At 37.3% G+C, this 23,304-nt stretch carries 14 protein-coding genes; 11 read left to right on the top strand and 3 right to left on the bottom strand.

The annotated features are described in order from the left end of the window. Positions 1–7 precede the first annotated feature (7 nt). The 5 genes from ilvA to guaA all read left to right on the top strand — a co-directional run bounded on the left by ilvA (position 8) and on the right by guaA (position 6,467). Positions 8–1,270 (top strand): threonine ammonia-lyase IlvA, encoded by a 1,263-nt coding sequence (ilvA, locus tag KI430_RS07485; RefSeq protein ID WP_248877743.1) that lies wholly within the window; start codon positions 8–10, stop codon positions 1,268–1,270. Positions 1,271–1,462: 192 nt separating this feature from the next. Next, the gene (locus KI430_RS07480; RefSeq protein ID WP_248877741.1) at positions 1,463–2,179 is read left to right on the top strand and encodes a pirin family protein; all 717 of its coding nucleotides are present in this window, start codon (positions 1,463–1,465) and stop codon (positions 2,177–2,179) included. A gap of 440 nt (positions 2,180–2,619) precedes the next feature. Beyond that, entirely contained in the window at positions 2,620–3,858 is a 1,239-nt protein-coding gene (purD, locus tag KI430_RS07475) for a phosphoribosylamine--glycine ligase (RefSeq protein WP_248877739.1), read from the top strand. Between the two features lie 295 nt (positions 3,859–4,153). Further along, a complete protein-coding gene (locus tag KI430_RS07470; protein WP_248877737.1) occupies positions 4,154–4,918 on the top strand; it encodes a methyltransferase domain-containing protein in 765 nt (254 codons plus the stop codon). 19 nt (positions 4,919–4,937) lie between these two features. Beyond that, the gene (gene guaA, locus KI430_RS07465; RefSeq protein ID WP_248877727.1) at positions 4,938–6,467 is read left to right on the top strand and encodes a glutamine-hydrolyzing GMP synthase; all 1,530 of its coding nucleotides are present in this window, start codon (positions 4,938–4,940) and stop codon (positions 6,465–6,467) included. Between the two features lie 60 nt (positions 6,468–6,527). Here the strand turns inward: guaA and KI430_RS07460 are convergent, their stop codons facing one another. The 3 genes from KI430_RS07460 to dusB all read right to left on the bottom strand — a co-directional run bounded on the left by KI430_RS07460 (position 6,528) and on the right by dusB (position 11,063). Then, positions 6,528–8,036, bottom strand: a complete 1,509-nt coding sequence (locus KI430_RS07460) for an FMN-binding glutamate synthase family protein (protein ID WP_248877725.1) — start codon at positions 8,034–8,036, stop codon at positions 6,528–6,530. Positions 8,037–8,125: 89 nt separating this feature from the next. Continuing rightward, the gene (locus KI430_RS07455; protein WP_248877722.1) at positions 8,126–9,754 is read right to left on the bottom strand and encodes a M1 family metallopeptidase; all 1,629 of its coding nucleotides are present in this window, start codon (positions 9,752–9,754) and stop codon (positions 8,126–8,128) included. A gap of 319 nt (positions 9,755–10,073) precedes the next feature. Next, complete coding sequence (gene dusB / locus KI430_RS07450; RefSeq protein WP_248877720.1) at positions 10,074–11,063, bottom strand: tRNA dihydrouridine synthase DusB; 990 nt, start codon at positions 11,061–11,063, stop codon at positions 10,074–10,076. 85 nt (positions 11,064–11,148) lie between these two features. On the opposite strand from dusB, the gene KI430_RS07445 reads away from it, so the two are divergent. The 6 genes from KI430_RS07445 (at position 11,149) to KI430_RS07420 (ending at position 23,297) form a co-directional block, all read left to right on the top strand. Further along, positions 11,149–11,526: a c-type cytochrome gene (locus KI430_RS07445; protein ID WP_248877711.1), complete on the top strand. Its 378-nt coding sequence runs from the start codon at positions 11,149–11,151 to the stop codon at positions 11,524–11,526. A gap of 97 nt (positions 11,527–11,623) precedes the next feature. After that, complete coding sequence (locus KI430_RS07440; RefSeq protein WP_248877702.1) at positions 11,624–13,762, top strand: glucoamylase family protein; 2,139 nt, start codon at positions 11,624–11,626, stop codon at positions 13,760–13,762. Beyond that, positions 13,763–14,686: a 23S rRNA (adenine(1618)-N(6))-methyltransferase RlmF gene (gene rlmF / locus KI430_RS07435; RefSeq protein ID WP_248877700.1), complete on the top strand. Its 924-nt coding sequence runs from the start codon at positions 13,763–13,765 to the stop codon at positions 14,684–14,686. A gap of 401 nt (positions 14,687–15,087) precedes the next feature. Continuing rightward, positions 15,088–16,788, top strand: coding sequence for a lysine--tRNA ligase (gene lysS / locus KI430_RS07430; protein WP_248877698.1), 1,701 nt, complete (start codon positions 15,088–15,090; stop codon positions 16,786–16,788). 543 nt (positions 16,789–17,331) lie between these two features. Beyond that, the gene (gene gltB / locus KI430_RS07425) at positions 17,332–21,864 is read left to right on the top strand and encodes a glutamate synthase large subunit (RefSeq protein WP_248877696.1); all 4,533 of its coding nucleotides are present in this window, start codon (positions 17,332–17,334) and stop codon (positions 21,862–21,864) included. Continuing rightward, on the top strand, positions 21,864–23,297 hold the full coding sequence (locus tag KI430_RS07420) for a glutamate synthase subunit beta (protein ID WP_248877694.1): 1,434 nt from the start codon (positions 21,864–21,866) through the stop codon (positions 23,295–23,297). The genes gltB and KI430_RS07420 overlap by 1 nt, the downstream gene beginning before the upstream one ends. Positions 23,298–23,304: the final 7 nt, after the last annotated feature.

The following is a 23,304-nucleotide window of genomic DNA, read 5'->3' as shown; positions in this document are numbered from 1 at the left end:
ATTAAAAATGAATGAAACGATGATATTTCCAACCTTGGAAACGGTAAAAGAAACCCGAAAAAGTATAGAAAATGTTGTGAATTATACACCATTGCAATACAATGCCCGCTTGTCAGATAAATTTGGAGCCAATATTTTTCTCAAAAGAGAAGACCTGCAACCTGTGAGGTCGTATAAATTACGTGGGGCCTACAATAAAATCAAAAGTCTTTACAATGAAGGCAAAACTTCGGACGGAATAGTCTGTGCAAGCGCCGGAAATCACGCCCAGGGAGTAGCTTTTTCCTGTAAACAGCTTCAGATTAAAGGAACGATTTTTATGCCCGTGACAACTCCGAAACAAAAGCTGGAACAAGTCGAAATGTTCGGCGGAAACTTTGCCAAAATCAAATTAGTCGGCGATACTTTTGATGCTTCAAAAAATGCAGCCTTGGAATTTGCGCAAACGTCGGGAGCAGCTTTTATTCATCCTTTTGATGATGTTCAGATTATCGAAGGACAGGCAACTTTGGCATTGGAAATATTAGAGCAACAAAAAGAAAATATTGATTTTGTTTTCATTCCGATTGGTGGTGGCGGTTTAGCTTCCGGAATTTCTACCGTTTTTAAAGAGCTGTCAAAAGAAACTCAGTTAATCGGCGTTGAACCAAAAGGTGCGCCTTCTATGAGAACTTCTATCAATAATAATCTCAATACAGAATTATTGGAAGTTGATGGTTTTGTAGATGGAGCAGCGGTTAAAAGAGTAGGGGATTTGACTTTTGAGATTTGCAAAAATGCGCTTGCAGATTGCATTCCTGTGGATGAAGGGATGATTTGTGATACGATTCTTCAACTTTATAACAAAGATGCAATTGTTTTGGAACCGGCCGGAGCGCTTTCTATTTCAGCTTTGGAACAATATCGAAATCAGATTAAGGGTAAAAATGTAGTTTGCATCGTCAGCGGAAGCAACAATGATATTACCAGAATGGAGGAAATCAAAGAACGCGCTTTGCTTTACAATGGGTTGAAGCATTATTTTATGGTCAAATTCCCACAACGTCCAGGTTCTCTGAAAGATTTTGTGCTGAATGTTCTCGGTTCAAATGACGATATCACCCATTTCGAATATACCAAAAAAAATTCAAGGGAAACTGCTTTGGCGATTGTAGGAATCGAACTTTCCAATATTTCTGATTTTAATGGCTTGAAACAGAGAATGAAAGATCTTGGTTATTTCGAATCTTATTTGAATGATAATCCTGATGTGTTGAATATGCTTGTTTGATTTTAATGAAGTTAAAAATATTTGTGCCCTAAAAGCATAGCGCTTATACAATAAAAACTTTCCGCCTTTGTGTTAATAATAAAAACTCCAACCATCGTTGGAGTTTTTCCGTTCTTATCCTACGTCAATGTGTAGAAGTTTTCAAAGAAGGAAATTTGTATCAACAAAAGCCTAAAAATTAATCAATTTAAAATGAAAACAGTATATCACAGTGCAGATAGTAGAGGTTACGCCAATCACGGTTGGTTGAAAAGTCATCACACGTTTAGCTTTGCCAATTATCACAACCAGGAAAGAACCCATTTCGGAGTTTTGAGAGTTTTGAATGATGATTTTGTAGAAGGCGGAATGGGATTCGGGAGACATCCGCACCGCGATATGGAGATTATTTCTATTCCTTTGGAAGGCGATTTGCGTCACGGTGATAATATGGGCAATTCCGGAATCATCAAAAAAGGCGATATTCAAGTGATGTCAGCAGGAACCGGAATTATGCACAGCGAAGAAAATGCAACTGAGCAACCAGTGAAATTTCTACAAATTTGGATTATTCCCAACAAAACAGATGTAAAACCAAGATACGACCAAATCAACATCGAGGAAAATTCGGTTCAGAATGATTTTCAGCAAATTCTTTCGCCTAATGCAGATGACGCCGGCGTTTGGATTCATCAGGATGCTTGGTTCAATTTGGCCAAATTTGACAAAGGTTTTTCCAAAGACTATAAAATCAATAAATCTAGCAACGGTGTTTACGTTTTTGTCATCAAAGGAAAAGCTAAAATCGGAGACCAAATTCTGGATGAAAGAGACGGTTTCGGAATTTGGGATACAGACAGTTTCACTTTAGAAGCACGGGAAAACTCAGAAATATTATTGATAGAAGTTCCAATGGAATTGCCTATATAATTATAAATTTAATCAAACCACATAGGCACATAGCAATGCGCAATCTTTATGTACAAAGATAAAAGAGAAGTAATTCAACAACTATTTTACCTCAAATCCATACAAAAACTATGTGTCTATGTTGTAGTTTAATGAATCATTATATCTCTCGCAAATCAAGCAAATTTGGCTAATCTATTTCTATTAGTTTTATTTCCTGAATTCGTGAAATCTACTAGAGATAATTTTTACAGATTTTATCAGGCATTTATTCAGTATTATCATTTTAATATTTTTTTAAGAAAATTACACTCATCTCGGTATGAGAATTGTCATTGAAAAATCTTAAATTTGGCACTTTAAAAAGTGAAACTGAAAACAGACGAAACGCTACAAACGAAAGTTCTCCGGAAATAGAAAGATTTCAAGCGTTTTATCCACAAAAACATTAATATTTACAGATGAGATTACTTATTGTTGGAAATGGCGGCCGTGCTTCGGCTTTGGCAACTAAATTGAGCGAGGATAACAGGATTACAAAAATGTTTTTCGCGCCTGGCAACGCCACGACAGAAAAATTAGGAGAAAATATAAACGAATCAGATATCATTGCGCTTAGAGATTTTGCAATTAAAAACAAAGTCGATTTGACAATCGTTGGTCCGGAAGCACCTCTTGTAGAAGGGATTGTGGACGAGTTCAAAAAAGTGGATTTGAAAGTTTTCGGTCCATCAAAAAAAGCGGCTTCACTAGAAGGTAGCAAAGCATTTTCTAAAAAGTTTATGAAAACTTACGGAATCAAAACGGCACAATCTGTGACATTTGATTCTTATATTGAGGCTAGAGAATATCTTCAAAAACAAGAGTTTCCATTAGTAATCAAAGCTAGTGGTTTAGCTGGCGGAAAAGGTGTGGTGATTGCTGAAGATTTGGAAGAAGCAGAGGGTACAATTCACGATTTTATGATTAAAAGAATCTTTGGAGATTCTGGGATTCAGGTGATTATAGAAGAGTTTCTTCAAGGTTTCGAAGCTTCAATTATTGGAGTTTCCAATGGTGAAAAAATCTTCCCTTTTGTTCCTGCAAAAGATTACAAAAAAGTAGGAAACGGCGACAAAGGTCCAAATACTGGCGGAATGGGTTCTGCGGCACCAAGCCCAGAATTTACAGAAGCACATCATCAGGATTTCGTAGAACATATTATGAATCCAACCGTAGAAGGTCTTAAAAAAGAAGGTCTTAGCTTCAAAGGATTTATTTTCTTCGGATTGATGATTACCAAAAACGGAACTTATCTTCTAGAATATAATATGAGATTGGGCGACCCGGAAACTCAGGTGCTTTTACCATTGTTAGAGAACAATTTGGTAGATGTTATCGAGGATTGTCTTCATGGCAAAGATTTGGATTTGAAATTTAAAAATAAAAAAGCTGTTTGTTTAGTGGTTTGTTCAGGAGGTTACCCTCAGAATCACGAGACTGGCTACGAGATTACTGGAGCAGAAAAAGTGAAAGGGAGCAAGTTGCTTTACGCTGGCGCAGATTACAGAGGCGACAGGGTGGTTTCCACAGGCGGTAGAGTTTTGAACTTGGTAGCGCTAGGAGACACTTTCGAAGAAGCTCGCAAAAAAGTTTACGAAGATGCGGTGGCTGTAGATTTTGACTACGGATTTTACCGAGAAGATATTGCGAAATTCTAAAATATACAGAGATGTTGGGCGACCAATGTCTCTTTTTTTTAGGAGCTTAATCCCGCTTTCCACTCATACTCCTCGCGCAGCCGCAATTTGCCAACGCTTGCTGTGGGGTATCCGTTACAATCGGGGCTAGTTTGCAATTCGGAAACTTAGATATGGAAGTGTATTTAATATAAAAGCTTCGAGAGCCTCAGCCTGACATCACTGAAAATAAAATTTTTGCTATTAGATTTGTCACACTAAGTTTGTCGAAGTACCCAACTTATAATTAATAACTCATAATTAATAATTAAAAAAAATGCCTTGGAATCCTGATGTTTACGACCAGTTCAAACAAGAACGTTCAGCACCTTATTTTGATTTGATCAAATTGGTGGAAATAAAATCCAATATGTCCGTTATCGATTTGGGTTGCGGAACTGGTGAACTAACGTCCGGACTTCTGGATTTTATTCCAAATTCGCAGATTATCGGCATAGATTCTTCCGCAGAGATGCTTCAGAAAGCTGAACAATACAAAACCAAAAGATTACAATTCTTCCAAAGAAGCGTAGAAGAGCAAGTAGAATTGGACGATAAATTTGATTTGATTGTCGCCAACGCCTCTTTGCAATGGTGCAAAAATCATTACGACTTGTTTCCAAAACTCATTTCAAAAGTGAATCAGGAAGGACAATTAGCCGTTCAGGTTCCATCGAATCATAATTTCATAGTTCATCAGTTATTGTCTGTCGTTGCGGAACACGAGGTTTATCAGAAACATTTCAATGGTTGGAAAAGAGAATATTCGGTTCTTAATATAGAAGATTACGCCAAGATTTTGTCAGACAACGAAGGCAAAAAAATCAATGTTTTCGAAAAAGTGTATCCTCACATTATGAAAGATGCAGATGCGGTTTATGACTGGGCATCAGGAACAGCAATGATTCCTTTCGTAGAGAAACTTCCGCAAGAATTGAAAGAGCAATACAAACAGGATTATAAAAAAGAACTGAGAAAAGTTTTCACAGGTTCGCCGGTATTTTACCCGTTCAAAAGAACCTTTATTTACGCACAATTTTAAAAAAATATTACAACATTATATGCAAAACGGAATTATCATTTTAGACTTCGGTTCACAGTACAACCAATTGATTGGAAGAAGAATCCGTGAAATGGAAGTCTATTCGGAAATAGTACCATTCAACACACCATTATCAGAAATTCTTGAGAAAAAACCAAGAGGAATCATCCTTTCCGGAGGGCCAAGTTCTGTGAATGCAGAAAATGCGCACCTTGTAGAAAAAGAATTGTATGAACAAGGAATTCCGGTTTTAGGAATCTGCTACGGAATGCAATTAACAGCTCATCTTTTGGGTGGCAAAGTTGCCAAAGGAGAAAAAGGCGAATATGGAAAAGCACACTTAGACATCGTTAAAGAAAACGAATTGCTGAAAGGTGTTTATCAAAATTCAGTCGTTTGGATGAGCCATTTCGATGAGGTTGCAGAGTTACCACAAGGTTTTGAACTCAATGCCAAGTCGGGTGTTATCGCTTCGATTTCAAATCCTGAAAAGAAGATTTATGCAGTACAATTTCATCCGGAAGTTTCGCATTCCGAAGAAGGTGGAAAGATGCTGGAGAACTTCGTATTCGGAATTTGTAAAGCAGACAAAAACTGGAAACTGACCAATTATATCGAGAAAACCGTTGCAGAAATCAAAGAAAAAGTGGGTGGCCAAAAAGTGATTCTTGGATTGTCCGGCGGCGTGGATTCTTCTGTTGCTGCGGTTTTAATCCATAAAGCAATTGGCGATCAACTGAATTGTATTTTTGTAGATACAGGACTTTTGAGAAAAGACGAAGGCAAAAAAGTAATGGAAAATTACGGAAAGCACTTCGATATGAATATCAAAATGGTAGATTCTTCCAAGAGATTTCTATCCAAATTAGCCGGCATCGGTGACCCGGAAGAAAAAAGAAAAATCATCGGTAACGAGTTTGTTCACGTTTTCGATGAAGAATCAAAACAAATCGAAGGTGCAACATTCTTAGCGCAAGGAACAATCTATCCGGATGTCATCGAATCTCAATCCGTAAATGGGCCTTCTGCAGTTATCAAATCACACCACAACGTAGGTGGACTTCCGGAAGAAATGGAATTCCAACTGTTGGAACCTTTAAGAGAATTGTTCAAAGATGAGGTGAGAAAAGTAGGCGAGGAATTGGGAATTCCGCACGAGTTGGTTTACAGACATCCGTTTCCAGGTCCAGGTTTAGGAATCAGAGTTTTGGGAGAAGTTGATGCTGAAAAAGTAAGAATCTTGCAAGAAGCTGACGATATTTTCATCGAGGAATTATATAAAAATGATTTGTATGAGAAAGTTTCTCAGGCATTCGTGGTTCTTCTTCCGGTAAAATCCGTTGGTGTAATGGGTGATGAAAGAACTTATGAATATACAGCCGTTGTCCGTTCTGCCAATACCATTGACTTTATGACGGCGACTTGGAGCAGACTACCGTATGAGTTTTTGGACACCGTTTCAAGTAGAATTATTAATGAAGTGAGAGGAATCAACAGAGTAGCTTACGACATCAGTTCGAAACCACCAGCAACGATTGAGTGGGAATAAGAATTGTATATTCAAAATAAAAACGTCTGGAAAACTCCAGACGTTTTTTTTATCAATTGATTATTTTCTCCTCACATTCTCCAAAATATCTGGGAAGTAAGTGTCAGAAAGATGTTCAAACTCATCACCTCGCATAAACATAGAAGCATCAACTTGGTCGTAAGACTCTCTTCCTGCTGCGGCAATTAACTCATTACACGTATGTAAAGTATTTTTATGAAACTGATAAACACGTTCGGTTTTATCATTGGTGTCCAGTCCTTTGATCAGCATTTTATCTTGCGTCGCAACACCGGTTGGGCAAGTGTTGGTGTTGCATCTCAACGCCTGGATACAGCCTAGTGAAAACATAAATCCTCTGGCATTGTTACAAAGGTCAGCGCCCATTGCAACAGCTCTTAGAATATCCAAGGAAGTCAAAACTTTTCCGCTGGCAATGATTCTCAATTTATCTCTTAATTCATAATTAATCAAAGTCTTATTCACGAAAATCAATGCAGGTTCCAATGGCATCCCAACACCGTCTGAGAACTCTGGTGGCGCTGCGCCCGTTCCACCTTCTGCGCCATCTATGGTAATAAAATCAGGATAGATGTTCAGGATATTCATCTGTTCGCAGATGTCTTCAAACTCTTTCGTGTCGCCGATACAAAGCTTGAAGCCAACTGGCTTTCCGCCAGAAAGCTCACGCAATTGCTGCACAAATCTCAACAAACCTTCCGCGTCAGAAAAAGCACTATGTGATGGTGGCGAAAGAATCGTAACGCCAGGTGGGACGTGTCGGATTTTGGCAATCTCCGGCGTATTTTTTACAGCTGGTAAAACACCGCCGTGACCTGGTTTTGCACCTTGAGACAATTTGATTTCAATCATTTTCACATTATCCAGATTCGAGTATTTTGTAAACAATTCGGCATCGAATTTCCCTTCTTCATTTCTGCATCCGAAATAACCTGTTCCAATCTGCCAGCAAAGGTCGCCGCCTTCCAAATGATGGGGAGAAATACCGCCTTCGCCGGTGTTGTGGTAAAAGTTCCCTTTTTTTGCACCTCGGTTCAAAGCCATCTGAGCACGGTCACTCAACGCTCCAAAACTCATTGCAGAAATGTTAAAAAGTGATGCGTTATAAGGTTGCTTACAATCTTTGCCTCCAATAGTTACTCTTGGCAGTTCTTCTTTTGGATGTTTGGCGTAGATAGAATGTTTGATGCCTTCATATTTCCGATGATTGATTTCCAGTTGTGTTCCGAATGGTACTGTATCACTCAGGTTTTTTGACCTTCTGTACACAGCTGACCTTTGATGTCTCGGGAATGGTTTTCCGTCTGTCTCTCTTTCAATAAAATATTGTTGAATCTCCGGAGAAATTTCCTCAAAAATATAACGGAAATAACCAAGAACAGGGAAGTTTCTAAGAATTGCATGTTTCGTTTGATACGTGTTGTAAATCCCTAAAATATAAAGAAAGGTCAGGAAAATCGGGATCCAATAATGGGCTTTTATTAACAAAGCTGTCGTCCAAGTCACGATTAATACAACAATTCCCCAGAGTATGAATTTGTTTCTCATAATATGTTTTTGAATTTATGTTAAATATAAAACCATTTCAAAGATGAATTTGAAATGGTTTTTTTATGTGTATTAAAGATACTGAAATATTAATTAACAGGCTTCACTTGGATGTAATAATTTTTATCAAACTCAACTGGTTTGTCAGATTTCAAAGTAGTTGTCTGATTCTGTTCCGTTGGTTTCAATTCCTGTCCATCTGCTAGTCTGATTGGAAGTTTCAAATTCGGAACCACATTTGTCCATTTGTAAGTCAGTTGATTGCCATTCTGCTTATATTCCAAAGTAGGGATTTTGATGGTTGTCAGATATTGGTCAAAAATCGACTTTAAATCAATGCCTGATTTTTCAGAAAAGTAATTCTGAATTTGTGCAGAAGTTACGGTCTGATGATAAAAATCTTTATTCAAACCTCTTAAGATCTGACGAAATTTCTCATCATTATTAATCACCTGACGAATTGTGTGAATCATATTCGCACCTTTTGGATACATATCGCCGCTGCCTTCATTTCGGATGCCGTATATCCCGATAATTGGTTTGTCATTTTGGATATTTCCTCTTAATCCTTGCAGATAATTGTTGCCGTCAGCTTTCCCAAAAACATAGTCCACAAACAAGGTTTCGGAATAGGTTGTGAAACTCTCGTGAATCCACATATCAGCTTGGTCTTTTGCCGTAATGTTGTTCGCAAACCACTCGTGTCCGGTTTCGTGGATGATGATGTAGTCCCACTTCAGACCAATTCCAGTTCCGGAAAGGTCCCTTCCAAGATACCCATTTTGATATTTGTTTCCGTAAGCAACGTTGCTTTGGTGTTCCATTCCAAGGTGTGGCGATTCTACCAATTTGTAAGAATCTTCGTAAAAAGGATAAGGACCAAACCAATGTTCAAAGGCTTTCATCATTGGTTTTACTTGCTCAAATTGTTTTTTAGCTTTGTCAAGATTATAATCTAAAACCCAATAATCTAAATCTAATTTTCCTTTTTCGCCTTCAAAAGTATCTTTGAAATTCACATATTTTCCAATTGATGGGATGATGGAATAATCATTAATCGGACTTTTCACTTCCCAAAGCCAGGACTTTTTATCACCCAGATTTTCTTCTTTGATTAATTTTCCGTTGCCAACACCAACCAAATCTTTTGGCGTTATGATTTTGAAAGTAATTCCGTTATCAGGCTCATCACTCCAAATGTCTTTTACAGGAAGCCAAATGCTCGCACCGATTCCTTCATCAGCAGCAGTCATCCAAGGATTTCCGTTTTTATCCTTTGTGAAAATCCAGCCGCCGTCCCAGGGCGCGTGTTTTGCAATCAGCGGATTTCCGGAATAATCAATAGCAATCGTATATTTTTCTCCTTTTTTGAATTTCTTTTTTGTAGTTAAGAAAATGAAATCTCCGTCAATTTTTTTCTCGGCAATTGGAAAACTTGCTGTGATTTTATCTGCTTTCATCGGACTTTGAAGGTCGATTTGAAAAACCGGATTCACAACATCTTTCTCAATCGTCAAACTGATTTTATTACTTCCTTTAATACTTTTGGCTTCAAAATTAGGTTCCAAAACTATATCATATTTTTTAACATCCCAAAAGTTCCTGAACTCTGTATTAGAACCTTTTAAAGTGTCAATTTTGGTCGGTTTTGGGTCTTCAAACATCTGTGCTTGACAAACGCCGGAAACCAATATAGTGAGCAGTAAGGCTTTTTTCATTTTAATTTTTTCTTTTGAATTAGTTTCATTTTGGAAACAAAACGTTACAAAATTAAATAAAAGTATTTTACAAAATCATCATTAGGAGCTTAATCCCGCTATCCACTATATCTTTTTTGTCATTGCGAACGAAGTGAAGCAATCTTCAGAACTTTTCACCGCAATGACAAAAAAGGATGCCGTTACTATCGGGGCTATGGATTTTGTCGGTCAATCAAATTTGGTACTTAGATATAAAATAAAAACCCTTTCAGAAATCGAAGATTTGGCTTGGCCAATTTCAAACTCTGAAAAGGTTAGTGTATTTTTTTATATTTGATTAAATCACATTTTCCTGATAAAAATGCTTCGTCTCTTCGATGATTTCATCAATTTGTTCAAGGGTTAAAGCCTGAAGAAACTTAGTCTTAAATTCTTTAAAATGTGGAATTCCGCGGAAGTAATTGCTGTAATGTTGTCTCATTTCCACAATTCCGGGACGTTCGCCTTTCCATTCCACAGACCAAAGTGCGTGGTTTTTCACAGCTTCTAATCTTTCTGCGATAGTTTGCTCAGGAAGAATTTCTCCGGTCTCAAAAAAATGTTTGATTTCATTGAAAATCCAAGGATAACCAATCGCACCACGACCAATCATTATTCCGTCGCAGTTGTATTTGTTTTTATATTCCAAAGCTTTTTCAGGAGAATCGACATCACCGTTTCCAAAAATAGGAATTTCGATATTTGGATTATTTTTAATTCTTGAGATATGTTCCCAATCTGCTTCACCTTTGTACATTTGAGCACGTGTTCTGGCGTGGATTGTTAATGCTTTGATTCCAACATCCTGCAATCTTTCGGCAACTTCATCGATATTAATAGAATCATTATCCCAGCCCAATCTGGTTTTTACAGTAACAGGCAAATGGGTAGAACTCACAACGGCTTTAGTTAATCGAACCATCAAATCGATGTCTTTCAAAACACCAGCTCCGGCTCCTTTGCAAACCACTTTTTTTACAGGACAACCAAAATTGATATCAACCAAATCTGGTTCTACAGTCTCCACAATCCGTGCTGACATTGCCATTGCTTCCTCATCGCCACCAAAAATCTGGATTCCAACAGGTCTTTCGTAATCGAAAATATCGAGCTTTTTACGACTTTTAATTGCATCACGAATCAAGCCTTCCGAAGAAATAAACTCAGAATACATCAAGTCTGCGCCGTGCATTTTGCAAAGCTTTCTAAAAGGTGGGTCACTTACATCTTCCATTGGTGCCAGCAAAAGCGGAAAGTCAGGAAGTTCTATGTTGCCAATTTTTACCATTCTGCAAAGATAATAATTCCTGTTCGGACTAATTTAAAATCAGTCTTAATTCCTTATTTAATAAATTTGTGATATAATAATCAATATGAAAAGAATATTTGTAGCAGCCGTCTTAGTGGGAATATTTTCTTGTTCCAAAAGTGAGATTTCTGGTAATAAGGATGTAATTGCTGCTGAACCAGAACCAACGCCAAAAGTTGTAATTGACCCAATCGCAGAGGGGAAATCTTTAATTGAAGGCTCAGATTGTTTAGGTTGTCACAAATTGGATGAAAAAATGATTGGTCCATCTTATAAAGAAGTTGCAGCAAAATATGACAATACACCGGAAAATGTAGAAATGCTGGCAGAGAAAATCCTTAAAGGAAGTTCTGGCGTTTGGGGCGATGTTCCAATGCCGGCGCACGGCTTCAGTAAAGAAAATGCGAAATTTATGGCGCAATATATTTTATCGTCAAAATAAACATTTTTGAAATATGAATGAAAGGCAGTTTTGAACTGTCTTTTTTTCGTTTATGCTTCTTTTGGAGAAAATGAGTATCTTTTCAAAAACAAAATCTATGAAGTCTATATTCTATTCAGCTTTATTTCTTTCCGCATCGTTATATGCGCAGGAGTATCAATATGATTATACTTTTTTCACTAACAGTTTGATGAAAGATAATTTCTTTTATGGAAATGTGAAATCTTCAGGTTCAGCTTCTGTGAAAAATCAGAATAATAAATTATTGGTTGATAAAAATGAGTTTCACTCGCCTGGAAATTCTCTTTTGCTGGATTATAAAAATGCAAAAGACGGAAAATGGGAAGCATCAATAGAATATGAAGATGTGAGAGGAAAAGATTTTTTTACCAAATCCAATTTTCTAAGTTTTTGGATCAAATCTGAGAAAAACGATTCCAATATTTTACCAACTGTAAAAATTCAAAAAACAGACGGAAGTTTTTCAAAACCAGTAACACTTAAGCTGACGAAAAAGAATCAATGGGAAAATGTTCTGATTGATATTTCTAGTTTGGATACTTCAATTAAAGATAATCCAAAATCAGTCAAAGCTATTGTTTTTTCTCAACCGGAAAATTCTGATTCTAACAATAAAATTTGGTTAGATGATATTGCTTTCATCGATTCAAAAGAAAAGAAAATAATTTCTTCAATTCCAAAAATTTCTTTTGCTAAAGGTTATATGAAACACGTCGATTTGAAATGGAATCCCATCACAGATAATAATATCAGGTATGTTAAAATCTACCGCTCCGACAATGGAAAAGACTTCAAACCGGTCGGAATTCAGGATGCTTATATCGATAGATTTGCTGATTTTACTAATGAAACAGGAAAGAAATATTCTTATAAAATCAGTTTCCTGGATAAGCTTTTCAATGAATCAAAATTATCAGAAATCGTTTCTTCTGAAACCAGAAATATGTCGGATGAAGAGTTGATGACAATGGTCCAGGAAGCCTCATTTAATTATTATTGGGATGGTGCGGAACCGGAAAGTGGTTTGTCAAAAGAAAATACCAACGGAAGACAGAATATGATTGCAACGGGCGCTTCTGGTTTCGGAATTATGGCTCTGATTGCGGGAACTGAAAGAGGTTTTATCTCAAGAAAAGAATCTGTCGAAAGGTTTACCAAGATTGTTAATTTTATTGAAAAAGCCGACAAATATCACGGCGCTGTTGCTCACTTTATTGACGGAAAAACAGGGAAAACCGAACCTTTTTTTGGAAAAAAAGACAACGGAGCAGATTTGGTGGAAACATCGTTTTTCGTTCAGGGATTGTTGGCAGCCCATCAATATTTTAATAAAGACAATGCTGAAGAGAAAAATATCAGACAAAAAATTGACAAATTCTGGAAAGGCATTGAATGGGATTGGTTTCGCCAAAAACCAGACAGTAAATATTTGTATTGGCATTGGTCGCCTGACCAAGGCTGGGTTATCAATCATAATCTGATTGGCTGGAACGAGACGATGGTTACTTATCTGATGGCAATTGCTTCGCCGACACATTCCGTTCCGGCAAGTATGTATTATTCGGGCTGGGCAAGTCAGGAAAAACGAGCGCAAGACTATAGAAAAGATTGGGGTAATTCTGATGAAGGTGCAATGTACACAAACGGAAATACTTATTACGGAATCAAACTGGATGTTGGCGTCAACAAAGGCGGTCCGCTCTTTTTCGCACATTATTCATTTATGGGATATGACCCGCACGGATTGACGGACCGATACACCAATTATTTCAAAAATAATCAGAATATTGCTAAAATCAATTACCTGTATTGTGTCGAAAATCCGAAAAAACAAAAAGGTTATGGTAAAGACGGTTGGGGTTTAACGGCTTCCGATGGACCAAATGGTTACAATCCTGATGAGCCTGTGGAAAGAGAAGATACAGGAAAATTGACACCAACTGGTGCGATTGCGTCTTTTCCTTATACACCAAAAGAATCTATGGCTGTTTTGAAAAATTTCTATCTTAATTACGGCGATTTTCTTTGGGGAGAATATGGTTTCCGGGATTCATTTGACTTAAATAACAATTGGTGCTCACCGATTTTTATGGGATTGAATCAGGCTCCAATGACTGTAATGATGGAAAATCACAGAACAGGGTTAATCTGGAATCTTTTTATGAGCCATCCCGATGTGAAAGCTGGAATTCAAAAATTAGAGAAAGAAAAATAAATGAACGAAAAATCCAGCTTACACCCAAGAAATCTTCATCGTAACTCTTATGATTTTGAAGAATTAATTTCTGTTGTTCCAGAGTTGAAGCATTACGTTTTTAAAAATGATTACGACACATCCACGATTAATTTCAGCATTCCGAAAGCGGTTAGGTTGCTTAATAAAGCTTTGCTTCTGAAATATTATCAAGTCAAAGAATGGGATATTCCGGAAGGTAATCTTTGTCCACCGATTCCTGGTCGTGCAGATTACGTCCATTATTTAGCGGATTTGTTAGCGGAAGAAAATGGCGAAATTCCAACTGGAAGTTTGGTCAAAGGTCTGGATATCGGAACGGGAGCCAATCTCGTTTATCCGCTGATTGCCAACAGTTCTTACGGTTGGGAAATGATTGGAACTGATATTAATCAAGATTCTCTCGAAAATGCTCAAAAGATTTTAGAAAGCAATACGGATTTAAAAGAAAATATAAAACTGAAACTTCAACCTGAAACTGATTTGATTTTTAAAAATATTTTATTACCCGAAGATAGATTCACTTTCTCGATGTGCAATCCGCCGTTCCACGATTCCGAAGAATCTGCATTACAAGGGAATAGACGAAAAAATAATAATCTCAGAAAATCGAATAACCAAAAGACAAACCTCAATTTCAGCGGGCAACAATCCGAATTGTGGTGCGAAGGTGGCGAAATGGCTTTCATCAAAAAAATGATTAATGAAAGTGTAGAATTTTCCTCAAACGTTCTTTGGTTCACAAGTTTGGTTTCCAAAAAGGATAATCTGCATCAGTTGACTACACTTCTTAAAAATCTCAACGTACCCGAATTCAAAATTATTGATATGGCGCAAGGTCAGAAAATCAGCAGAATTTTGGCTTGGACACTTATTCCCAAAGAGAGGAGGAAAGATTGGTTTTAAAATAATAATTATTTGACTAAGTATCACCACTTTGTTAGGTTTGGGCAGTTTAATTCGCCTTCCGCTCCCGCTTGTCACACTAAGGCTCTCGAAGTGTCCGCTCAAGTCGGGCTGCAGATTCAACATATAATCAAAAGTTAGTATAATTTTCACGATTTGTCATTCCGGAGGAATCCAGACTGTTGAGATTCCTCCGGAATGACAAAATTTCTGTTAAAAAAATCTTTGATGAGTTTTACGCCTTTGTGAACCTTAAAAATATTTTCAATATTTTCAAAAAAACTTAGCGGACTTTGCGTTCAAAAAAATTCAATAAGTTTTCTTTTGTGCCTCATCCAAAATTTAACTTCCACAACCATTTAAAAATCACTATTTTTGCAGTTCGAAAAAATTGAATTAAAATGTCATTATCAGAACAGGAAATTATCCGTCGCGAAAAACTACAGAAATTGACCGATTTGGGAATCGATGCATTCCCGGCCGCTGAATACAAAATCACTGATTCCACAAAATCTATAAAACAGGATTTCGAAGAAGGGAAAAAGGTGGTGATTGCCGGACGTTTGATGTCCAGAAGAATCCAGGGGAAGGCAAGTTTTGCAGAATTGCAGGATTCCGAAGGAAGGATTCAGGTTTATTTTAACCGTGATGAGATTTGTACTGGTGAAGACAAAACTTTATATAATGAGGTTTACAAGCATCTTTTAGATATCGGTGACATCATCGGAATTGAAGGTGAATTGTTCAAAACTCAGGTTGGAGAGATGACGGTAATGGTGAAGAATTTCACATTGTTGACCAAATCTCTTCGTCCGCTTCCGCTTCCAAAAGTAGATGCTGAAGGAAACGTTTTTGATGGTTTTACAGATGCGGAATTGCGTTATAGACAGCGTTATGCGGATTTGGTTGTAAATCCTCACGTGAAGGAAATCTTCGTTAAAAGAACAAAATTGTTCAATGCAATGAGGACGTTCTTTAATGATGCTGGATATTTTGAAGTTGAAACGCCAATCTTGCAATCCATTCCTGGTGGAGCGGCTGCGAGACCATTTATTACCCATCACAATGCTTTGGATATTCCTTTATATCTTAGAATTGCCAACGAATTATATCTGAAAAGATTGATTGTTGGTGGATTCGACGGCGTTTATGAATTCTCAAAAAACTTCAGAAATGAAGGAATGGACAGAACGCACAATCCCGAATTCACGGCAATGGAAATCTATGTAGCTTACAAAGATTACAACTGGATGATGGATTTTACGGAAAAATTGCTGGAATTCTGTGCAACTTCAGTGAATGGCTCTTCGGAATCAACTTTCGGAGAACATAAAATCAGCTGGAAAGCACCTTATCCAAGAGTATCTATGACAGAAGCGATTCTGAAATACACAGGTTTCAACATCACTGGAAAATCTGAGCAGGAATTATTCGATTTTGCAAAATCTATAGGAATCGAAGTGGATGAAACGATGGGTAAAGGGAAATTGATTGATGAGATTTTTGGAGAAAAATGCGAAGGAAACTTTATTCAGCCGACTTTCATCACAGATTATCCTGTGGAGATGTCACCTTTGACCAAAAAACACAGAAGCCAGGAAGGTTTGACAGAGCGTTTCGAATTAATGGTTTGCGGAAAAGAAATTGCGAATGCTTATTCGGAGTTAAATGACCCGATTGACCAGAGGCAGCGTTTTGAGCATCAATTATTATTGTCAGAAAAAGGGGATGATGAAGCAGGCCAATTTATTGACGAAGACTTCCTTAGAGCTTTAGAATACGGAATGCCGCCAACGTCTGGTCTTGGAATCGGGATGGACCGTTTGATTATGTTCTTAACGAATAATCCGAGCATCCAGGAGGTTCTATTCTTCCCGCAAATGAGACCTGAGAAAAAAGCACCAGCTGTTGAATTAGGTGAAGATGAAAAAGTAATCCTTGAAATTCTTAATTCTCAGGAAGATGCATTGGAATTGAATGAAGTAAAAATCCGCTCCCAACTTTCTGGTAAAAAATGGGACAAAGCATCTAAAACTTTAACTAAAAATAATTTGGTGAAAGTTGAGAAAATTGATGATATTTTGTTGATGAAGTTGGTTTAAGGTTTTCCTGGATTTGTTGTTGAAAATCATTTATAATGAGGTTTAGTTTATTAATTATTTAAATAAATTTAATTAATTATGGTAAATTGTTAAAATTAAATTTACTTTTCGTTTTTTAATTTCTAAATAATTAAAAATCCTTTTAAATAAATAACTTTATCAAAATATAATATTGTTTTGGTTTGAAATTGAATTTTAAAATATTACACCCCTAATTTTTCAGGGGTGTTTTTGTTTTATATCAGATTTTAACTCAATATCATATTTTTACAAAAATTAGGTTTAATTCTACGTTTTTTCAAGATTTATTGAAATGATCATTTTGATTAATTGTCTGATTGTTAATACATTGATTATTTTATATGTTAATTCAGTTTTAACAACTTTTTATCCAATATTAAATTAATGTAAATTTTTATCAAATAAAAGATGTTTTATTTGTTTTGAATCTTATTTGTAGTTTTTATAATTGCTGATTCAGTAATTTAAAATCATTTTTGATTTTTTTTTCATTAAGTTTGTTAATATCCAAAATTGATGTAGATGAAAAGAGCAAAGAAAACTTCCCGAAAATCCATTCCCAAAAATCAAGGACTTTATTTACCAGAAACAGAATTCGATTCCTGCGGTGTTGGTTTTGTGGCTAATATAAAAGGACTCAAAAGTTTCAAAATTGTCAGCGATGCAATTACGATGCTCGAAAATATGGAACATCGTGGTGCTACAGGTTACGAAAGTAATACAGGTGATGGCGCGGGAATTCAAATCCAACTACCACACGAATTACTTTTTGATGAAGCTTTAAAATACGGAATTGATATTGCTGAGCCTGGGCAATATGGTGTTGGGATGCTTTTCTTTCCTCAGAATAATTTCATCAGGCAAGAATGTAAAGAGATTATTGAGCAATCGGCGGAAAAGTTAGGACTCAAAATTTTGGGTTATCGTCCTGTTCCTGTTAGCAATATAGATTTAGGAGATTTGGCAAAAAGCGTAGAACCTGTGATGGAAATGCTTTTTGTAGAGCGCCCTTTTGATATAGAAACTGATAAAGATTTTGAGAGAAAATTGTTCGTTTTCAAAAATTATATTTCACATCAGATTACGAGCGTAACAAGCAATGACCCAATTGGTTTTTACGTCGCTTCTTTTTCCTGTAAAAAGCTGATTTACAAAGGTCAGTTGCGTTCGGTTCAGATTCGTAACTATTTCAAGGATTTGTCAGACCCGAGATTGCGTTCGGCTTTCGGAATGGTGCATTCACGTTTTGCAACCAATACAAATCCGACGTGGAGTTTGGCGCAACCGTTTCGTTTTTTGGCTCACAATGGCGAAATCAATACGATTGGAGGGAATCTGAATTGGTTGAAATCTTCAGAAAAAACATTCGAAAGTTCCAATTTTACTGCTCAGGAAATGGATATGATTTTGCCAATCACAAAACCAGGACAATCCGATTCTTCCTACCTTGATAATATGGTAGAATTGCTTTATCATTCGGGTCGTTCGCTTCCGCATACAATGATGATGCTGATTCCCGAGGCTTGGGATGGTCACAAGCAAATGGAAGATTACAAGAAGGATTTTTATGAATTTCACGCTTGTATGATGGAACCTTGGGATGGTCCTGCTTCTATTTCTTTTACAGATGGCGAAATTATCGGCGCAACTTTGGATAGAAACGGACTTCGACCTTCACGATATTGTGTTACTTCCGATGACCGCGTTATTATGGCTTCGGAGTCGGGCGCTTTGCCGGTAGATCAGCAAAAAGTCATAAAAAGAGGTCGTCTTCAACCAGGAAAAATGTTCTTGGTTGATATGAAAAAAGGCGAAATCATTAGCGATGAGGAACTTAAAAAAGAGATTTGTACTTCTCAACCGTATAGAGATTGGTTGGATAAAATGAAGATTAATATCAACGAATTGCCAAGTCCAAAAATTCGTTTTAACAAATTACAATCCGAAGATATTTTCAAATATCAAAAAGCATTTGGATATTCAAGAGAGGATTTGGATGTCATTATCAAAGAAATGGCGGAGCAGGGAAAAGAACCAATTGGTTCTATGGGTTTTGATGCGCCTTTGGCTGTTCTGAGTGAAAAACCGCAACATCTCAGTTCTTATTTCAAACAATTATTTGCTCAGGTTACTAATCCGCCCATTGACCCGATTCGTGAAAAGTTGGTGATGTCTTTGACTACAATTCTTGGTGGAAGTGGTAATCTTTTGGAAGAAGATAAAAACTTCGCCCATTCTATAAAATTAGATGACCCGATTCTGAATAATGAACAATTGGAAAAGTTGCGAAGTGTAGATACGGGGAAATTTCAATCGAAAACCATTTATACTTATTTTAAGACGGATGAGAAAGAAGGAACTTTGAGAAAGGCAATTGATAGGATTTGTCGTTATGCGATAGATGCTGTTGATGACGGGTTTGAGGTTATTGTGCTTTCCGACCGTTCTTTGGATTCGGGTCACGCGGCGATTCCGTCTCTTTTGGCATGTTCTGCGGTTCATCATCATTTGATAAGAAAGGGGGTTCGTCGGAAAATTGGAATTGTGATGGAGGTTGGCGATGTGTGGGAAGTTCATCATTTTGCGGCTTTGCTAGGTTTTGGAGCTACAGCAATCAATCCTTATTTGGCTTTGGCGAGCATCCGCGAAATGTTCCATAAAAATGAATTCGGAAACGAAATAGAATTAGATAAATTAAAAAATAATTATAGAAAAGCGGTCGGAGATGGACTTCTGAAGATATTTTCAAAGATGGGAATTTCTACATTACAGTCTTATCATGGCGCACAGATTTTTGAGATTATTGGTCTTAATAAAGCTGTTGTTAATACATGTTTTACGGGAGCGATTTCAAGAATCGATGGAATTGGGTTTGATGAAATCGCAAAAGAAGCTTTGACAAAACATTTCAATGCGTTTGTTCGGAAATTACCTCAGCAAATCTTGGAGCCAGGGGGTGTTTATCAATGGAAACCAGATAACGAATATCATCAGTTCAATCCGCAATCTGTCCATCTTTTGCAACAGGCAACTTGGAATGATCGTTATGATATATTCAAGAAATATTCAAGAACGGTCAATCAACTTTCAGAGAAAGCTTCACTTCTGCGAGGTCTGATGGATTTTAAAAATGACAGACAATCGATTCCTATTGATGAAGTTGAGCCTATAGAAAATATTCTGAAACGTTTTGCAACGGGTGCAATGTCTTTTGGTTCGATTTCTTACGAAGCGCATTCTACATTGGCGATTGCTATGAATCGAATTGGTGCAAAAAGCAATACAGGTGAAGGTGGCGAAGATGAGAAACGTTATGTTTTGGATGAAAATCGAAATAATCTACGTTCAGCAATCAAGCAAGTAGCGTCAGGTAGATTTGGTGTTACAGCGAGATATCTGGCGGAAGCAGAAGAACTTCAAATTAAAATGGCGCAAGGTGCAAAACCTGGCGAAGGTGGGCAATTGCCAGGTTTTAAAGTGGATAAATGGATTGGGAAAACCCGACATTCTACACCGGGTGTTGGTTTGATTTCGCCACCACCGCATCACGATATTTACTCCATAGAAGATTTAGCGCAATTGATTTTCGATTTGAAAAATGCGAATAGACACGCTAGGATTTCCGTTAAATTAGTTTCAAAAGCGGGCGTCGGAACGATTGCTTCCGGTGTTGCAAAAGCAAAAGCTGACCATATTCTGATTTCTGGTTACGATGGCGGAACTGGAGCTTCGCCATTAAGTTCTACAAGACATACAGGTTTGCCTTGGGAATTGGGATTGGCGGAAACGCAGCAAACATTAATCAAAAATAAACTGCGTCATCGTGTGACTTTGCAGGTTGACGGTCAGGTGAAGACAGGTCGTGATATTGTTATTGCAACTTTACTTGGCGCGGAAGAATGGGGGATTTCAACTTCTGCTTTGATTGTGGAAGGTTGTATTTTGATGCGAAAATGCCATCTCAATACTTGCCCGGTTGGTATTGCTACTCAAAATGAAGAATTGAGGAAAAAATTCAAAGGAAAACCTGAGCATTTGGTAAGTTATTTCACTTTTTTGGCAATGGAAGTTAGGGAAATTATGGCGAGTTTAGGCTTTAAAACAATTAATGAAATGGTTGGGCAGTCTCAATGTTTGACGACAAAAAAAGATGTATCATTTTGGAAACATAAACATATCGATTTGAGTCCGATTTTCTTTAAGTCCGAAACTGATTTGCCAATTATTAAAATTGAAGAACAAGACCATGGGCTTTCAGATTCTTTGTCTTGGAAAATGCTGGAAGCTTCGCAAAATGCTATTAATGAAAATCTATCGGTTGAAGCTGGATTTAACATCAAAAATACCGATCGAACTACCGGGACTATTCTCTCTCACGAAGTCACCAAAAAATATGGTTCAGACGGAATGATTGATAATTCTTTGAAATTCAATTTTAAAGGAACTGCTGGGCAAAGTTTCGGCGCGTTTTGTAATAAAGGAATTACGATGATTCTGGAAGGCGATGCTAATGATTATTTTGGTAAAGGTCTTTCTGGAGCTAACTTAGTGGTTTTTCCGGGTAAAGAATCGACCATTAAAGCGCATCAGAACAGCATCATCGGAAATGTGGCTTTGTATGGTGCGACTTCTGGGAAGATTTTTGTGTGCGGAATGGCGGGGGAGCGTTTTGCGGTTCGTAATTCTGGTGCAACGGCGGTTGTAGAAGGTGTTGGTGATCATGGTTGCGAGTATATGACAGGAGGAACAGTTTTGATTCTTGGCGGAGTCGGAAGAAACTTTGGAGCGGGAATGAGTGGCGGAATCGCTTACGTTTGGGATTTGGAAAGGTCTTTAGAAACAAATTTTAATCCTGATATGGCGGACCTAGAGGAAATTACAGAAAAAGATAAATCAATCATCAAAGATTTGATTAATGAACATTTGGAAATGACGAAGAGCGAATTAGCGTCTTATCTTCTAAGTGACTTTGAAAATAATTTGAAACATATCATCAAAGTTTATCCAAGAGATTACAAAATAGCGATGGAAAATAAAATAAATGAGTTGAAGTAATGGGAAAAACAGATGGATTTTTATTGTACGACAGAGAGTTGCCGAAGAAATTCCCGGTAGAGGAAAGGATTCGTAATTATAAAGAATTTTATGCGCCGGTTGCTGAGGGTTATCTTCATAAACAATCTTCACGGTGTATGGATTGTGGTATTCCGTTTTGTCAAAGTGGCTGCCCGCTTGGGAATATGATTCCGGAATTTAATGAGGCAGTTTATAAAGAACAATGGGAAAAGGCTTACCAATTATTAATTTCTACCAACAATTTCCCTGAATTTACAGGACGGATTTGTCCGGCGCCGTGTGAAGGTGCTTGCGTTTTGGGAATCAACAGTCTTCCGGTTGCGATAGAAGAAGTGGAGAAGAATATTATCGAAATCGCTTTCGAAAACGGATTTGCAAAACCAATTATTCCTCAAACCCGAACTGGAAAAAAAGTTGCCGTTGTTGGTTCTGGGCCTGCTGGTTTAGCTTCGGCTTATCAATTAAATCAAATGGGACATTCGGTGGTGGTTTTTGAACGTGACCCAGAAATTGGTGGTCTGTTACGTTTCGGAATTCCGGATTTCAAATTAGATAAAAAAATTATCGAACGCCGTGTAGAATGGATGAAACAGGAAGGAATTGAATTCAGAACTAATGTCAATGTTGGAGTTAATTATTCTGTGGAAGATTTGGATAGGAATTTTGATGCGGTTGTTTTGGCTTTGGGAAGTACAGTTCCGCGAGATTTGATGATTCCGAATAGGGATGCGAAAGGTGTTCATTTTGCAATGGATTTTCTTTCTCAGAGTAATAAAAAAGTGAGTGGAATTCAGTTCAGTGAAAAAAATATTGATGCCAAAGGGAAAAAAGTGGTTGTAATTGGTGGAGGTGATACAGGTGCAGATTGCATAGGGACATGTAACCGACAAGGCGCGGAAATTATTTATCAAATCTATTACAAACCGATTCAGCCTATAGAACGTGACGAAACAATGCCTTGGCCAACAATGCCGATGACTTTGCACGTTACTTCTTCTCACGAGGAAGGCTGTGAAAGAAAATGGTCTGTCAATTCCAAAGAATTTGTAAAAGATGAAAACGGAAATCTTACTGGTCTTCGTCTTGTCGAAGCGGAATGGACAAAAGATGCCGATGGACAATGGAATCTTTATACAGAAAAACCGAATTCAGAATTTGTCATCGATTGTGATTTGGCGTTCATTGCATTAGGCTATACGCACGTGGAGCACAAGGGTTTGGTGGAAGATTTAGATATCAGTCTGGACCCGAAAGGAAATCTCATCGGAAATGATAGAGAATTCAAAACGAATAAAACTAAATATTTTTCCTGTGGTGATGCCAGAAAAGGACAGAGTCTTGTCGTTTGGGCTATTGCGGAAGGGCGGAAGTGTGCAAATAAAGTGGATGAATTTTTAAGTATAGATAAATAAAATATTA

The sequence above is a fragment of the Epilithonimonas zeae genome, assembly GCF_023278365.1.
In the GTDB taxonomy this organism is placed as follows: Bacteria; Bacteroidota; Bacteroidia; order Flavobacteriales; family Weeksellaceae; genus Epilithonimonas; species Epilithonimonas zeae_A.
This window is presented reverse-complemented; position numbering and strand designations above follow the sequence as displayed.

Coding starts and splice junctions, on each gene's coding strand:
- KI430_RS07480 (WP_248877741.1), top strand. CDS start 1,463: ATGAAAACAGTATATCACAGTGCAGATAGTAGAGGTTACGCCAATCAC.
- guaA (WP_248877727.1), top strand. CDS start 4,938: ATGCAAAACGGAATTATCATTTTAGACTTCGGTTCACAGTACAACCAA.
- KI430_RS07420 (WP_248877694.1), top strand. CDS start 21,864: ATGGGAAAAACAGATGGATTTTTATTGTACGACAGAGAGTTGCCGAAG.
- KI430_RS07440 (WP_248877702.1), top strand. CDS start 11,624: ATGAAGTCTATATTCTATTCAGCTTTATTTCTTTCCGCATCGTTATAT.
- KI430_RS07470 (WP_248877737.1), top strand. CDS start 4,154: ATGCCTTGGAATCCTGATGTTTACGACCAGTTCAAACAAGAACGTTCA.
- ilvA (WP_248877743.1), top strand. CDS start 8: ATGAATGAAACGATGATATTTCCAACCTTGGAAACGGTAAAAGAAACC.
- KI430_RS07445 (WP_248877711.1), top strand. CDS start 11,149: ATGAAAAGAATATTTGTAGCAGCCGTCTTAGTGGGAATATTTTCTTGT.
- KI430_RS07460 (WP_248877725.1), bottom strand. CDS start 8,036: ATGAGAAACAAATTCATACTCTGGGGAATTGTTGTATTAATCGTGACT.
- purD (WP_248877739.1), top strand. CDS start 2,620: ATGAGATTACTTATTGTTGGAAATGGCGGCCGTGCTTCGGCTTTGGCA.
- rlmF (WP_248877700.1), top strand. CDS start 13,763: ATGAACGAAAAATCCAGCTTACACCCAAGAAATCTTCATCGTAACTCT.
- lysS (WP_248877698.1), top strand. CDS start 15,088: ATGTCATTATCAGAACAGGAAATTATCCGTCGCGAAAAACTACAGAAA.
- KI430_RS07455 (WP_248877722.1), bottom strand. CDS start 9,754: ATGAAAAAAGCCTTACTGCTCACTATATTGGTTTCCGGCGTTTGTCAA.
- dusB (WP_248877720.1), bottom strand. CDS start 11,063: ATGGTAAAAATTGGCAACATAGAACTTCCTGACTTTCCGCTTTTGCTG.
- gltB (WP_248877696.1), top strand. CDS start 17,332: ATGAAAAGAGCAAAGAAAACTTCCCGAAAATCCATTCCCAAAAATCAA.